The following is a 15,036-nucleotide window of genomic DNA, read 5'->3' as shown; positions in this document are numbered from 1 at the left end:
CCAACATGGAGTATTCGCCGTTTCTCGTTTCAAGAACAACGGCAATCAACCCATACTCCATCAGACAGCACCTCATCCAACTCACCACCCCGAGCCGGAAGCCGCCGGTGCGGCCGGTGCAACCGACTGACTGGCCCCGCTGGTGGGTGCAGCCGCGGCCGCCGCCCCCGGCAAGGGCGTCACGCGTTTGATCATGGCCAGGCGGCGCATGATCTGGTCCACGGCATCGGACGCCATGGACTTGAACAGCATCTCGACTTCGGCATCCTTGGCCAGGGCCTGGGATTCGGCGTAGCTCACATCCATCTCGCGCAGCAGCTCGGTCTCGGGCACCAGTTCCTGGTCGTCGTGCGAGCGCACCCGGAAACGAAAGCGCGACCGGATCGTCACTTCGCGCACCTCGCCGTTGGCGTTCAGGCCGACCACGGTGCGTTCGCGGCGCTCGGCCAGCACCTCCAGCAGGACCTGGGCCTCGGCGATCGGCACCACGCGCACCTGGCCCGACCCCTCGAGTTGCCGCTTCAGCCCCTGGCCGATCAGCGAACCGGCCGCCGTGCCCAGGTGGATGGTCGAGAACGCGAACTGCGGCGCCTGGCGCAGCTTGAAGCCGCAGGCCGACAGCGCCGAGACGGCGCCCAGCGCCGACACCGCCTGCAGCCAGCGGCGGCGCGAGGTGGAGGGGATGGGTGCGCGTGTGTGCATGTCAGACCACCACGTTGACCAGCCGGCCGGGCACCACGATGACCTTCTTGGGGGCCTTGCCGTCCGAGAATTTGATGAAGCCCTCGTGGGCCAGGGCCACCGCTTCGATGGCGGCCTTGTCGGCCCCCGCCGGCACCGTGACCGAGCCGCGCAGCTTGCCATTGACCTGCAGCATCAGCTCGATCTCGTCCTGCACCAGCGCCTGGGGGTCGACCTCGGGCCAGGGCGCGTCGAGCAACGAGCCCAAGGCCTGCGCGTAGCCCAGCTCGGTCCACAGCACATGCGTCATGTGCGGCGTGGCCGGGTACAGGCTGCGCAGCAGAATCGAGACGCCTTCGCTCAGCACGGCCTGGTCGCCGGCATCGCCAACTTGCCAGGTGAAGGTCTCCAGCGCGTTGAGCAGCTTCATGCAGCCCGACACCACGGTGTTGTACTGCATGCGCTCGTAGTCGTAGCTGACCTGTTTGAGCACAAGGTGGAGTTCCCGGCGCAAGGCCTTGGCCTCCGATCGCAGGGCCGCGGTACTGACACCTGAAGCCGCCGATGTCTGCAGGGCCTCGGCATGCTTGGCGGTGAAGTTCCACACCCGGCGCATGAAGCGGTGGCTGCCCTCCACGGCGGATTCGTTCCACTCCAGCGTCAGCTCGGGTGGGGCCGTGAACATGGTGTACAGGCGCGCGGTGTCGGCGCCGTACTTCTCGATCAGGTCCTGCGGATCGACGCCGTTGTTCTTGGACTTGGACATGGTGCCCACGCCCTCGTAGTCGATGGCCGTGCCCACCGGCAACAGGCCGTCGGCGCTGTCCACGGCGTGCTTGAGCTGGGCGCCAACGATCTTGCCGTCCTCGCCGAGCACGTGCTCGACGTCCTTGGGCCAGAAATACTCCTTGCCGCCCTTGGCCGTGCGCCGGCTGTAGATGTGGTTGAGCACCATGCCCTGCGTGAGCAGCTTGGCAAAGGGCTCGTCCACCGTCACCAGGCCCAGGTCGCGCATGACCTTGGTCCAGAAACGCGCATACAGCAGGTGCAGGATGGCGTGCTCGATGCCGCCGATGTACTGGTCCATGCCGGCGCCGCCGGTGGCGCGCTGGGCATCGCGCATCCAGTAGGCCGTGCCCTCGCCCACCATGGCGCTGGCCAGCTGGGGGTCGCAGTAGCGCATGAAATACCAGGACGAGTCCACGAAGGTGTCCATGGTGTCCGTCTCGCGCCGGGCCGGCTGGCCGCAGCAGGGGCAGACCACGCCGGCGTGGAAGGCTTCGCTCTTGACCAGCGGGTTGCCCGAGCCATCGGGCACCAGATCCTGCGGCAGCACCACGGGCAGGTCCTGCTCGGGCACGGGCTGCGGGCCGCAGGCCTCGCACAGGATCATGGGGATGGGCGTGCCCCAGTAGCGCTGGCGGCTCACGCCCCAGTCGCGCAGACGCCAGGTGGTCTTCTTCTCCCCCAGGCCTTTGTCGACCAGCGCCTGGGCCACGGCGTCGACGGCCTCGGCATGGCGCAGGCCGCTGAAGCTGCCCGAGTTGATGGTGACGCCTTGCCCCTTGTCGCCGTACCAGTCCTGCCACTGCTCGTAGTCATAGCGTTGGCCATCGACGCCGATGACCTGCGTGACCGGCAGCTCGTACTTGCGCGCGAAGGCGAAATCGCGCTCGTCGTGCGCCGGCACGCCCATGACGGCACCGTCGCCATAGCTCATGAGCACGTAGTTGCCCACCCACACCGGCACGTCTTCGCCGGTCAGCGGGTGACGCACGTTCAGGCCCAACGGCACACCGGCCTTTTCCTTGGCCGCCAGCTCGGCTTCGGTCGTGCCGCCCTTCTTGGCCTCTTCGATGAAGGCGGCCACGGTTGCGTCGGTCGCGGCCACGTGCTGGGCCAGCGGGTGTTCGGGCGCCACGGCACAGAAGGTCACGCCCATGATGGTGTCGGCCCGCGTGGTGAACACGTAGAGCTTGCCATCCTGGATCAGCTCACCCGCCGCGTCGCGGATGCCGTGCGTGAACGCAAAGCGCACGCCGCTGGATTTGCCGATCCAGTTTTCCTGCATCAGGCGCACCTTGTCGGGCCAGCCGGTCAGGGTCGCCTTGGGGTTGTCCAGCTGCACGTGGTCGAGCAGCTCCTGGGCGTAGTCGGTGATCTGCAGGTAGTAGCCGGGGATTTCGCGCTTTTCCACCAGCGCGCCCGTGCGCCAGCCGCGGCCGTCGATGACCTGCTCGTTGGCCAGCACGGTCTGGTCCACCGGGTCCCAGTTCACGACCTGGGTCTTGCGGTAGGCGATGCCTTTTTCCAGCATCTTGAGGAACAGCCACTGGTTCCACTTGTAGTAGGCCGGATCACAGGTGGCAACTTCGCGCGACCAGTCGATGGCGAGGCCCATGGCCTGCATCTGGCCCTTCATGTAGGCGATGTTGTCGTAGGTCCACTGCGCCGGTGGCACCTTGTTCTTCAGCGCCGCGTTCTCGGCCGGCAGGCCGAAGGCGTCCCAGCCCATGGGCATCAGGACGTTGAAGCCCTTCATGCGCAGCTGGCGCGTCAGCATGTCGTTGATGGTGTAGTTGCGCACATGGCCCATGTGCAGCTTGCCGCTGGGGTACGGCAGCATGGAGCAGGCGTAATACTTGGGCTTGCTGGCGTCTTCGGTGACGCGGTAGGCATCGGCCGCCTGCCAGTCGGCCTGGGCGGCGGCTTCCACCTCGGAGTGGCTGTACTTGTCTTGCATGATGGGGCGAAATTGTAGGCGTGCCGCAGGCGGCCTCCTGGAAGGAGCGGTGGGTCAGCGGTAGCGCGCGGGGATCTTGCGCCAGTTGCCACCCGGACCCGCATGGGCTGTCAGCGTCGCCAGGTCCAGAAAGGTGAAATGACCGGCCTCTGAGGCGGGCAACAGGCTGTGGTGGGTGTCGATGTAGTGGACGTTGCCCAGGGTCTCCATCTGCGGCACGGTGAGGTGGCCGTGGACCAGGGCCCGCAGCTGGCGCACCGGCGCGGCATAGCGGTGCGCATGGCGCGCCGTGGACCACAAGCAGGTCATTTCGTCGTGGCGCGAGAGGCTGCGGTTGCGCAGGTCGTCGGCAAAGGCCGGCCAGTCGTCGCTCGGCAGGTCGGCGTGCACCAGGGCGACCGGCCCCGCGTGGGTCGCCACCTCCAGGGCCAGCGGCAGGGCCTGCAGGCGCTCGGCCACCTGCTGGCGTTGCGCCAGCGGCAGGGCCTGCAGCCAGGCCCCGCCATGCCGGGCGTGGAACAGGGCGTCTTCGGCACCGCCCTGCACCGCGGCAATGGCCATGGCCTCGTGGTTGCCGCGAATGGCGTGGAACCAGGGCTTGCCCAGCCAGTTCAGCACCTGCGCCGAATCCGGGCCTCGATCGATGAGGTCGCCAACCGAGAACAGGCGGTCACGCCGGGCGTCGAAGCCCATGGCGCGCAGGCCCTGAAGCAGCGCGCCAAAATGGCCGTGGATGTCACCGACGGCAAAATCGCGCCCCACATCATTGATGGGGTATTCAGCCAGCAAGTCCATTTTGACAACGGCAATGCCAGCATACTGCAACTAAAATGAGGTCAATTGGCACCGGAAGCCGCACCCGAGGGCGCATCGGCCACGAAGCCGATGCGCGACAGGCCGGCCTTCTGCGCATCGCCAATCACCTGCACCACGCGGCCATAGGGCACGCCCTTGTCGGCGCGCAGCTGCACCTCGGTCTGCGGATTCGCCTGCGCGGTTTCCACCAGCGTGGACTGCATCTGCGCCACGCTCACGGGCTGGTCGTTGAGGTAGACCGTGCCCTGGGGGTCGATGACCAGGGTGATGAACTTGGGCGGGTCGCTGGGCTTGGCCGCGTCGGTCTTGGGCAAATCGAGCTTGATGGTGCTGGCCAGCAGCGGCGCCGTGATGATGAAGATCACCAACAGCACCAGCATCACGTCGACCAGCGGCGTGACGTTGATGTCGCTCATGGGCTCGTTGCCCTTGTTGCGCTCCAGTCGTCCGAATGCCATGGGGCGTCCTTGGCCGTCAGTCGGCTTGGGTGAACAGCTCGCGCAGGTCGCGCGCAAAGCCTTCGAGTTCGCCTTCCAGGCGGGCCACGGTGCGGCCGAACCAGTTGTAGGCCAGCACCGCCGGGATGGCCACGGCCAGACCGGCGGCGGTCATGATCAAGGCCTCGCCCACGGGGCCGGCGACCTTCTCGATGCTCACCTGACCAGCGGCGGCGATGCCTGTCAACGCGTGGAAGATGCCCCAGACCGTGCCCAGCAGGCCAACGAACGGCGCGATCGAGCCCACCGTGGCCAGCAGCGTCTGGCCGAACTGCAGGCGCGCGACCGCACCGTGCAGGGCATTGCGCAGGCGACGCGTGAGCTGCTGCTCGCGCCCACCGGCGCCCGCCATGGTGCCGGCCGGGGCCAGCTGCGTGGCCACGACCAGCGGGGTGGCCAGCGCCATGCGGTCCACCTCGGCCACGCGGGTTCCGGCATCGGCGGCCGAGGGCGCCTGCCAGTACGCCGCCACCGACCGCGTGATGGTGCGGTCGGCGCGCGTCAGCAGCCACAGCTTGTAGAGGATGATGACCCAGCTGGCGATGGACATCGCCAGCAGGAGGATGGCCACGGCCTTGCCGACGGCATCGGCCTGCGAAAACACGTGCGAGAGGTTCATGGTCGGCTTGGAGTGCGCGTCAAGGGCAAAGGTTCGCGCCGGATTCAGCGCAGGTTGAGCACGTCGAACATGTCGAACAGGCCCTTGGACTGGGTGGCCAGGAAGCGCACGGCGCGCAGGCTGCCCTGTGCGTAGCCGGCCCGGCTCGACGATTTGTGCGTGATTTCGATGCGTTCGCCGGTGCCTGCGAACAGCACGGTGTGGTCGCCCACGATGTCGCCGCCCCGGATGGCCGTGAAGCCGATGGACGAGGGATCCCGCTCACCGGTGATGCCATGGCGGTCGAACACGGCGCAGGCCTTGAGGTCGCGGCCCAAGGCTTCGGCCAGCACTTCGCCCATCTTCAGCGCGGTGCCGCTGGGCGCGTCCACCTTGTGGCGGTGGTGCGCTTCGATGACCTCGATGTCGTAACCGGTGGCCAAGGCCTTGGCCGCCATCTCCAGCAGCTTGAAGGTCACGTTCACGCCCACGCTCATGTTCGGGGCCATGACGATGGCGATGTCTTTGGCAGCCTCGGCGAACTCGGCTTTCTGCGCCTCGCTGAAACCCGTGGTGCCCACCACCAGCTTCACGCCCAGCTCGCGGCACATGGCCAGGTGCGCCAGCGTGCCTTCGGGTCGGGTGAAATCGATCAGGAACTCGGCGTTCTGCAGGCCCTGACGCAGGTTGTCGGTGACCAGCACCCCGCTTTCGCGGCCCAGAAAGCCTGCGGCGTCCGCATCCAGCGCGGGACTGCCGGGCAGGTCCAGCGCACCGGCCAGGCGGCAGTCATCGGCCTGACCGATGGATTCGATGAGGATGTGGCCCATGCGGCCGCTGGCGCCAGCGACAGCGATGCGGTGGGGGTGCGACGGGGAAGAGGACATGGTGAAACCGGACTTTGCGCCCCGTGGGGCGGCCAACAAGCAAAAAGGAACAGGCCAGCGGCGCCTCAGCGCGCAGGCTCGAGCGGTGGGTAGTCTTGGGGCGCAGAGCTGGACGGCAGGACGTCTTCTTCGGGCGCGGGCGCACCCGGCTTGGCCGCGTTGCGCTCGCGGAATTTCTCGAGCTGTTCAGGCTTGGCCTCGAGCTGCGGCACCTTGGGCTTGCGCGTGCTGTGGCTGTCGATGCGCTGCACGAACTCTTCTTCGCTGGGCATCTCGTCGCTCTCGACGCGATCGAGCAGGTCCCCGCTGAAGAAGGCGGTCAGCTTGTAGCGCTGCTCGTCCACCCCCTTGCGCTTCATGGTGAACACATAGTCCCAGCGGTCCGAATGGAATGCGCTGGCCACCAGGGGGGTGCCCAGGATGTCCCGCACCTGCAGGCGCGACATGCCGGGTTGCACGGCCTGCACCTGTTCGGCGGAGATGAAATTGCCCTGGATCACTTCGGGACGGTAAGGCGTCACCGCATCCAGCATGCGTCTGGACGACGTGTCCCAGGAACTGCAGGCGCTCAGCGCCAGCGCTGCAAAAGCGCTGGCACTCAGCAGCCAGGGGCGCCAAGCGAGGGCGCGGCGTGAATCAGGAAAGGACATGCAACGGGTGGGGCTGTCAATGCGACGGCCATTGTAGCGAGCGGGGGTCAATCCCTGGCCCGCCCGCCGGCATGGGCGGTTACAGACCGCGCAGCGTCTTGCCGGGGCGCTTGCTCGGGGCCTGCTGGGGCAATTGCGCCTGTTCAGACGCCAGCGGCTCGGCTACGCTCAGCGGGAGACCGACCATTTCAACAGGAGACCTGCCCCCATGTCCGCTTCCCCCCGTCACCACGCGTTCTGGCCTGCGCGTGTCCCGCACGCCATCCACGTGCCCACCACGTCCATCTGGCACAACCTGGCCGTGTCGGCACAGCGTTATCCGGACAAGGCCGCCCTGGTGTTCTTCGACCGCGTGACCACGTATGGGGAGCTGCTGAGCCAGACGGAGCGCCTGGCCGCGGCCCTGCATGCGCTGGGCGTGCGCCAGGGCGATCGGGTGCTGCTCAACATGCAGAACGTGCCGCAGCTCATCGTGGCGCACTTCGCCATCCTGCGCGCCAACGCCGTGGTGGTGCCGGTCAACCCCATGAACCGTGCCGAGGAGCTCAAGCACTACATCCAGGACGCGCAGGCCAAGGTGGCCCTCACCACCGCCGACCTCGCGCCACTGCTGGCTGCGGCCAGCAACGACCTGCCGGCCGCAGAGCGCCTGAGCCAGCTCGTGGTCACGCAATACCGCGATGCCTTCGACGTGGACACCGCCGTCGGCACGCCCGCCATGGCGGCCGGCTGGGTGGACTGGCTGGTGCCCGAGCGCCCGCTGCCGCAGCTCGAAGGCGGCCAGGTTCACGCCTGGCAACCGTTGTTGCAAACGACCGAAGCGCCTCCGCCGCACGTGGCCGGTGCCGACGACATGGCCGTGCTGCCTTACACGAGCGGCACCACAGGCCTGCCCAAGGGCTGCATCCACCCGCACCGCACACTGATGCACAACACCGTGGCCGGCTCGCTCTGGGGCCAGGGCCACTCCGAGGCCATCACCCTGGCGGTGGTGCCCATGTTCCACGCCACGGGCATCGTCAGCATGCTCTACACGACGATCTACTGCGCCTCCACCTTGGTGCTGATGCCGCGCTGGGACCGGGACGTGGCCGGCCACCTGATCTCGCGCTGGAAGGTGACGAGCTGGACCAACATCCCCACCATGGTCATCGACCTGATGAGCAGCCCCCAGTTCGCGCAGTACGACCTGTCCAGCCTCACCTCCATCGGCGGCGGCGGCGCCGCCATGCCGCAGGCCGTGGCTCAGCGCCTGCTCGACCAGTACGGCCTGGTCTACCAAGAGGGGTACGGCCTGACCGAGACCGCAGCACCAACGCACGCCAACCACATCTCCCACCCCAAGCAGCAGTGCCTGGGCATGCCCTTCGTGGGCACCGATGCGCGCGTGGTCGATCCCGAAACGCTGCTCGAGATGCCCGTGGGCGAGTCGGGCGAGATCATCGTGCGCGGCCCGCAGATCTTCAGCGGCTATTGGCGCAACCCCGAGGCCACCCAGGCCGCCTTCGTCGAGTTCGACGGCCAACGCTACTTCCGCACCGGCGACATGGGCCGCATGGACGAGGAAGGCTTCTTCTTCATCACCGACCGCCTCAAGCGCATGATCAACGCCAGCGGGTTCAAGGTCTGGCCGGCCGAAGTCGAACTGCTGATGTACAAGCACCCGGCGGTGCAGGAGGCCTGTGTGATCGCCTCGCGCGATGCCTACCGCGGCGAATCGCCCAAGGCCGTCGTCGTGCTGCGTGCCGACCACCAGCACACCACGGCCGAGGACATCGTGGCCTGGTGCCGCGACAACATGGCCGCCTACAAGGTGCCGCGCGAAGTCGCCTTCGTGGCTGCCCTGCCCAAGAGCGGCAGCGGCAAGGTGCTGTGGCGCGTGCTGCAGGATGAACAGGACGCGCAAAACGCCCGCAACGCCGCCGTGGCGGTGTGAGCCCTGCACCGCGCCCCAAGTGGCCCGAAACCACCTGGGGCCGCGTCGGGCGGATGTCGCCAGTTCGGTGCTGGCATTGGTGCCGGCCCTGCCAGCCAGCGGCGGGCTCGGTGTAGCATCCGGGCACGTCTCGAAAGCCGCTCCGATGCGCAGGCGGCATCCGGCGCTGAGCCGGCTTTCCTCGCGGTGCCACCCTCGGCATTCGCCACGCCCTCTTGAGCATGACCATGACCACTGGCAACCCCAAAATCTCGCGTCCGGACACCCTGGACGAACTGAAGAGCACCGGCCTCAAGGCCACGCTGCCACGCCTGAAGATCCTCGAGATCTTCCAAAAGAGCGAGCAGCGCCACCTGACGGCCGACGACGTGTTCCGCCTGCTGCTGGCCGAGCGCTCGGACATCGGCCTGGCCACGGTCTACCGCGTGCTGACCCAGTTTGAACAGGCGGGCCTGCTGGTCCGCAGCAATTTCGAGGGCGGCAAGGCCGTCTACGAGATCAACGAAGGCGAACACCACGACCACCTGGTCTGCATCGACTGCGGCCGTGTCGAGGAGTTCTTCGACGCCGACATCGAAGCCCGCCAACACGCCATTGCCGAGCAGCATGGCTTTCAGATCGCGGACCACGCCCTGATCATCTACGGCCACTGCAGCGATCCCGAGTGCGTCAGCCGGCGCCACGGACGCTGAGCTCGCCCACCCACACTACAAGGGGTATGCACCCACCGCCGTTGATTCAGAAACGGCGATAGGCGCATACCCTTTGTATTTCTTCTCTCACGTCACCGCACTCGCCGACACAGGCCTTGCGCCGGCCGGCCTGAACCTGCGGGTCAAGCTCGGCCACGTCAGCGCATCGGGGTGACCGGCCTCGCCCGCGTGGCCTACGACGTGAACGTGGGCCGTGTGCGCCCGCTCGAACACCCTCGCCCTCAAGGCGTGGCAGCGTCACCCCGACTGCTGCGACGCCTCGTGCATGGCGCGGCGGTGGCGCTCGACGAAGTCCTGGTAGGTGTTCACGCCGCGCATCATGAGGATGGCGTTGCGCACGGCAGCCTCCACCAGCACGGCGATGTTGCGCCCCGCCACCACCTGGATCACGGACTTCTGGATCGGCACACCCATCACGTCCTGCATCAGCGGCTCGAAGGGCAGGCGCTCGTAGTCGCGCTCCATGGTCTCCTTGCGCACCAGGTGCACGATGAGCCGCAGCCGCATGTTGCGGCGCACGGCCGACTCGCCAAAGATGGTGCGGATGTCCAGCAGGCCGATGCCGCGCACCTCCAGCAGGTTCTGCAGCAAGGGCGGGCAACGCCCCTCGATGGTCGACTGGTTGATGCGGTACAGGTCCACCGCATCGTCGGCCACCAGGCCATTGCCGCGCGAAATCAACTCCAGGCCCAGCTCGCTCTTGCCCAGGCCAGACTCGCCTGTGATCAGCACGCCGATGCCCAGGATGTCCATGAACACGCCGTGCATGGTGGTGCGGTCGGCGAAGTGGCGCGACAAAAAGGTGCGCAACACGTCGATCACTTGGCCCGACGAGGTTTCCGTCGCGAACAGCGGGATCTGGGCCCGTTCGCACATGGCCACCAGCGCATCGGGCGCCACCGCGCCGTCGCTCAGCACGATGACCGGCGGCTCCAGCGTGACGATGCGGGCCACGCGCCGGGCGCAATCCTCGGGCGCCGCGTTGGTGAGGTAGGCCACCTCGCGCCAGCCGATGATCTGCACGCGGTAGGGATGGATGTAGTTCAGGTAGCCAACGAGGTCTGCCCCTGAGCTCGCCTCGCGCACCACCTTTTCGTCGAAGCGCCGCTCGGCCGCCCCCGATCCCGCCAGCCAGTGCCAGCCAAAAATGGCCCGGTGGCTTTCAAACAAGGCGTCGGCATTGATGGCTTGCGGCTTCACAAAAGGCTCCTCGGAACGGGCAGAACAGCCCCATTGTGGCCGGGAATGTCGCGGCGTCCCGCGCACCTGAGGCACAGGCGCAACAGGCCTTGGGCGGGGCGTGGGGCTGGTCATGTCGCGCCCGTCGTCGGCACGCAGCCCAGCAGGTCAACGGTCGAATTCGCCGTGATGGTCGGTCAGGTCAGCCTGGTGTTCGTGCCGCCCTCGCCTTCGCTGTCATCCGTGGGCGCTCCCCTCGTCAGCCTCAGCCCCTGCATCACCACGCGGTGAACAAGCCCGCCCAGCCCCTGCGATGGCGCGCCATCACCGCCCGCAACGACAGGTCAACGGCACGCCAGTTGGCCCAAGGCCAATCATCCAACAGTATGGATCCACTCTCGTCACAGCAACAACGGAAATCGAACCATACCCCCAAGATTCAACTGGAGGGCAGCATTTCCAGGAGGGTGAGGTGGTGCGAGGTCCCCGTGATGGGCCGGCGAGACTCCGGCACGGCATGGGGATCACGGCATGAGGTCTTTCGCGGTCAAGCGACGGCGCGCGAATCCCCCGCCGCCTGCGCAGGCGGTCGCTTCACGCAGTGGTGCGAGGTCTGCGTGTGGTCGGGCGTCAGGCCGGCAGTTCCGGCTGCGACGACTGCCAGTCCACGATGCGGTGGTGCAGTTGCTCGGCGGTGTCGGCCTGGCGCAGGCTCTCACGCACTTCGCCGTCGCTCAGCAACTCGGCGATCTCCGACAGGATCTCCAGGTGCTTTTGCGTGGCAGCTTCCGGCACGAGCAAGAAGATCAGCAGGTTCACCGGCTTCTCATCGGGGGCATCAAAGCCGATGGGCTGCGCAAGCTTGAGCACGGCAGCCATGGGCGCTTTCAGGCCCTTGATGCGGCCGTGCGGGATGGCCACGCCATAACCCAGGCCGGTGGAGCCCAGGCGTTCACGCGCAAACAGGCTGTCCGTGATCAAGGCACGCGACAAGCCATGCATGGTTTCGAACAGCAAGCCAACCTCTTCAAAGGCGCGCTTTTTGCTCGTGGCTTCGACGCCCACGAGCACCTGTGGTGCAGGAAGAATGGAGGCAAGGCGATTCATATCGGGTACAAATTATGCCTGCAGACGGGGGCAAACCCTGATGTTCCAGGGACACGGCGACGAACGGTCCACCGACGGGTGGGGCTGCTTCAGCAAAAAGGCCCAGCACTGGCTGGGCCCCACAGGTCGGCGGCACCGGGTCGGCGCCACCGCGATCAGGCGTAATTCTTCACCGAATCGCGGTCATGCGACTGCAGTTTTTCCTTGTGTTTGTTGATCTGCCGATCGAGCTTGTCCACCAGCTCGTCGATGGAGGCGTACAGGTCTTCGTTCACGCTTTCCGCATGGAGATCGTTGCCTTTCACACGGATGGTGCATTCGGCACGCTGGCGTTTTTCCTTTTCTTTGGAATTGTCGAGACTGAGCAGCACCTTGATGTCCACCACCTGGTCGAAGTGCCGGGTCACGCGGTCGAGCTTGTTGGTCACATGGTCTTTCAATGCAGGCGTGACTTCCAAATGGTGCCCACTGATCGTCAGATTCATAAACGCTCCTTTGCCACTTGTCCTCGGGACTCGGATGGTCCCGGTTGTCATGCCGATCGGCCTGCACGGAATCGGCGGGGGCCTGAATCGGCAGCCCCACTATGCGCCCCGACCCCGAAAAAGGCAACGCGCGCCAAATGGCCCAGCACCCGGCCCGACATCGATGGCGCGCACCTGCAGGACGCGCCGTTTTGCGCATAGACTTCGAGATGACTTGAACGCGTGTTAGCCGCATTCCCAGGCGTTCAGGTGACGGGCCGCGCCGCTCACGCCGGCCGCCCCCTCCCCGGCCCCACGGCAGCAGGCCAGGCACCATCGGTGTGATAATCCCGCCGCACTGCGCACACCCTGCGCGCCCCTTTTCTTCTTCTCGCAGACACCATGGAAGCTCCCCACAGTCGGTAGCTTTCGGCTCACCGACTGGCCTGGGCTGAAAGCGGACCCCCATCTCTTGGCGCCAGCAGCCACGCTTTGCCCCGGTTGAACAGGATCGAGCCCCATGCTCAATGTCTTCACGCTCGTCAACGGACGCCTCGTCCAGGAAGAAATCGAATCGCTGGAGGAACTGGCCAAGTTCCGCCCCGTCTGGGTGGACCTCGAGTCGCCGTCGCCCGAAGAAATCCGCTGGGTCAAGCAGTACTACGGGGTGACGATTCCCGAAGACGCGACCGACGACGACATCGAGGAGTCGGCGCGCTTTTACCAGGAAGACAACGGCGACACGCACATCCGCAGCGACTTTCTGGTGGACGACGACGACTCCTCACGCCAGATCCGCGTCGCCTTCATCCTCAACGCGCACAACCCGGAGTTGCGCAGCCATGGCGTGCTGTTCTCCATCCACGACGACACGGTGCCCGTCATCCGCCTGCTGCGGCTGCGCGCACGCCGCGCGCCAGGTTTGATCGAAGATGCGAAAGAGGTGCTGCTCAAGCTGTTCGATGCCGATGCCGAGTACTCGGCCGACTCGCTGGAAAACGTCTACGACGCGCTGGAGGCGGCCAGCAAGCTGGTGCTCAAGGGCGACCTGACCGACGAAAGCGCTGGCGAGGTGCTGGCCGAGATCGCCCGCCAGGAGGACTTGAACGGGCGCATCCGGCGCAACATGATGGACACGCGCCGTGCCGTCAGTTTTTTGATGCGCAGCAAGATGCTGGACGCCGAGCAGTTCGAGGAGGCGCGCCAGATCCTGCGTGACCTGGACTCGCTGGACAGCCACACCACCTTCCTGTTCGACAAGATCAACTTCCTGATGGACGCCACCGTCGGCTTCATCAACATCAACCAGAACAAGATCATCAAGCTGTTCTCGGTGGCCAGCGTGGCGCTGCTGCCGCCCACGCTGATCGCCAGCGTCTACGGCATGAACTTCAGGCTCATGCCCGAGCTGGACTGGCAGTATGGCTACGCCTACGCCATCGCGTTGATGGTGGCCAGCGCGCTGGCGCCCATGTGGTACTTCCGCAAGCGCGGCTGGCTCAAATAAGGCGGACGGCAGTATGCACCGATGGCCGTTTTCATGTGAACGGCAGCGGCCTCATACTCTACCCTCACGACCCAAGCCGTTCAGCCATGCGCCCAGCACGCACGCGCTGTAGGGGCTGGCCACCTCGGCGGTGAACGCGGGGAAATCGACCGCCGCGCTGTCGTCCGCTCGGTCGGACACGGTGCGCACCACCGCCAGCGGCAGGCCGAACGCGTGGCAGACCTGCGCCACGGCGGCACCTTCCATTTCCACGGCCAGCGCATCCGGCACGGCGGCCATCAGGCGTTCGCGCTCGCCGGCGGTGGCCACGAAGCGGTCGCCCGACACCACCAGCCCCCGGTGCACACGCGGTTGCGCCAGGCCAAAGCGCTGCAGCACGGCGGGCGCAACGCCATGGCTGGCCGCGCTCAGCATGCCGTGCGCGGCCTGGTACAGCGGGTTGGACAAGGCCGGATCGCTGGCAAAGCGCGTCAGGCCGGTGAGGGGCACTTCATGGCGCGCAAACAACGGCGAGGCGTCCATGTCGTGCTGCAGCAGGGCATCGGCCACCACCACATCGCCCACCTGCAGCGCCGCGCCCAAGCCGCCGGCGACGCCCGTGAACACCATGGCCTCCACGCCGAAACGGTCGGCCAGCAGCGTGGCCGTGGTGGCGGTCGCCACCTTGCCGATGCCGGACAGGACGACCACCAGCTCCAGGTCCTGCCACCGCAGGCTGTGAAACGTGCGCCCGGCCAGGGTGCGGGTGCCGGGCACAAAGCCGGGCCGACCAGCCCCTGCTGTCTCAGGGGCCAGCGGTACACCAGACCCTGACTGGCCGGCCTGGGTCTGCGCCTGGCGGGCGGCTTGCACCAGAAAGGCCCGCAACTCATCGTGTAAGGCCGCCATCACGCCGAGCCGGCGTGGCGTGGCGCGCGGAGCGGGGGTCGGATCACCGGGCATGGGATGCATGTCTGAGAAAGAAAGGCGCAAGCAAGGGCTTGGCGGCACAGCTGCCCACAAGACAGCCCCGTGCCGCCGCAGGGCCGCGGATGCCAGCGGCAAGCAGGCGTCAGACACCGCCGGTGCGCGCAGATCGCTTCACACGGCGCCTTCAGCGGCGCGGGGCCCATGGGTGCAAGCCAACCCAGCCGGACAAGGGCTGTGCGGCTGGGAGCGGACTCTTCAGCAGCGGCGGGGGATGCCGTCCGGCGCCGGCTGCAGCCCAATGACCCGCAGTGTCCTCGCGGCCAGCACCCGGACGGCAGCGGCAGGGGCG

The 15,036-nt window shown here is 66.9% G+C and carries 14 protein-coding genes; 3 read left to right on the top strand and 11 right to left on the bottom strand.

The features are described 5' to 3' along the window. Positions 1-81: 81 nt before the first annotated feature. The 7 genes from CCO03_RS02065 to CCO03_RS02035 form a co-directional block, all read right to left on the bottom strand. Positions 82-702: an LPS-assembly lipoprotein LptE gene (locus tag CCO03_RS02065; RefSeq protein WP_087276605.1), complete on the bottom strand. Its 621-nt coding sequence runs from the start codon at positions 700-702 to the stop codon at positions 82-84. Position 703: 1 nt separating this feature from the next. Then, the gene (gene leuS, locus CCO03_RS02060; RefSeq protein WP_087276602.1) at positions 704-3,424 is read right to left on the bottom strand and encodes a leucine--tRNA ligase; all 2,721 of its coding nucleotides are present in this window, start codon (positions 3,422-3,424) and stop codon (positions 704-706) included. A 54-nt stretch (positions 3,425-3,478) separates the two neighbouring features. Continuing rightward, complete coding sequence (locus CCO03_RS02055; RefSeq protein ID WP_087283976.1) at positions 3,479-4,219, bottom strand: metallophosphoesterase; 741 nt, start codon at positions 4,217-4,219, stop codon at positions 3,479-3,481. Positions 4,220-4,260: 41 nt separating this feature from the next. Further along, positions 4,261-4,698 (bottom strand): ExbD/TolR family protein, encoded by a 438-nt coding sequence (locus tag CCO03_RS02050; protein ID WP_087276599.1) that lies wholly within the window; start codon positions 4,696-4,698, stop codon positions 4,261-4,263. 16 nt (positions 4,699-4,714) lie between these two features. Continuing rightward, positions 4,715-5,356: a MotA/TolQ/ExbB proton channel family protein gene (locus CCO03_RS02045; protein WP_087276596.1), complete on the bottom strand. Its 642-nt coding sequence runs from the start codon at positions 5,354-5,356 to the stop codon at positions 4,715-4,717. A gap of 44 nt (positions 5,357-5,400) precedes the next feature. Beyond that, on the bottom strand, positions 5,401-6,222 hold the full coding sequence (gene dapB, locus CCO03_RS02040) for a 4-hydroxy-tetrahydrodipicolinate reductase (protein WP_087276593.1): 822 nt from the start codon (positions 6,220-6,222) through the stop codon (positions 5,401-5,403). Positions 6,223-6,287: 65 nt separating this feature from the next. Further along, positions 6,288-6,872, bottom strand: a complete 585-nt coding sequence (locus tag CCO03_RS02035) for an outer membrane protein assembly factor BamE (RefSeq protein WP_087276589.1) — start codon at positions 6,870-6,872, stop codon at positions 6,288-6,290. A gap of 208 nt (positions 6,873-7,080) precedes the next feature. Between CCO03_RS02035 and CCO03_RS02030 the strand changes: the two genes are divergently transcribed. Both CCO03_RS02030 and fur read left to right on the top strand, forming a co-directional pair. Continuing rightward, positions 7,081-8,808, top strand: a complete 1,728-nt coding sequence (locus CCO03_RS02030) for a long-chain fatty acid--CoA ligase (protein ID WP_087276586.1) — start codon at positions 7,081-7,083, stop codon at positions 8,806-8,808. Positions 8,809-9,035: 227 nt separating this feature from the next. After that, entirely contained in the window at positions 9,036-9,500 is a 465-nt protein-coding gene (gene fur, locus CCO03_RS02025) for a ferric iron uptake transcriptional regulator (RefSeq protein WP_087283974.1), read from the top strand. Between the two features lie 258 nt (positions 9,501-9,758). On the opposite strand, the gene hprK is transcribed toward fur, so the two are convergent. The 3 genes from hprK to hpf form a co-directional block, all read right to left on the bottom strand. Then, positions 9,759-10,721: an HPr(Ser) kinase/phosphatase gene (gene hprK / locus CCO03_RS02020; RefSeq protein WP_087276583.1), complete on the bottom strand. Its 963-nt coding sequence runs from the start codon at positions 10,719-10,721 to the stop codon at positions 9,759-9,761. A 609-nt stretch (positions 10,722-11,330) separates the two neighbouring features. Next, positions 11,331-11,807, bottom strand: a complete 477-nt coding sequence (locus CCO03_RS02015; protein WP_087276581.1) for a PTS sugar transporter subunit IIA — start codon at positions 11,805-11,807, stop codon at positions 11,331-11,333. A gap of 155 nt (positions 11,808-11,962) precedes the next feature. Continuing rightward, entirely contained in the window at positions 11,963-12,292 is a 330-nt protein-coding gene (hpf, locus tag CCO03_RS02010; protein ID WP_087276578.1) for a ribosome hibernation-promoting factor, HPF/YfiA family, read from the bottom strand. A 499-nt stretch (positions 12,293-12,791) separates the two neighbouring features. Here hpf and corA point away from each other — a divergent pair, with 499 nt between their 5' ends. Further along, positions 12,792-13,778 (top strand): magnesium/cobalt transporter CorA, encoded by a 987-nt coding sequence (gene corA, locus CCO03_RS02005; RefSeq protein WP_087276576.1) that lies wholly within the window; start codon positions 12,792-12,794, stop codon positions 13,776-13,778. 51 nt (positions 13,779-13,829) lie between these two features. Here the strand turns inward: corA and CCO03_RS02000 are convergent, their stop codons facing one another. Further along, entirely contained in the window at positions 13,830-14,720 is an 891-nt protein-coding gene (locus CCO03_RS02000) for a 5'-methylthioadenosine/adenosylhomocysteine nucleosidase (RefSeq protein ID WP_236903993.1), read from the bottom strand. Between the last annotated feature and the right edge of the window lie 316 nt (positions 14,721-15,036).

The sequence above is a fragment of the Comamonas serinivorans genome, assembly GCF_002158865.1.
Classification (GTDB): domain Bacteria; phylum Pseudomonadota; class Gammaproteobacteria; order Burkholderiales; family Burkholderiaceae_C; genus Comamonas_E; species Comamonas_E serinivorans.
The sequence above is the reverse complement of the archived record's forward strand: the minus strand, read 5'-3'. Positions and strand labels throughout refer to the sequence as shown.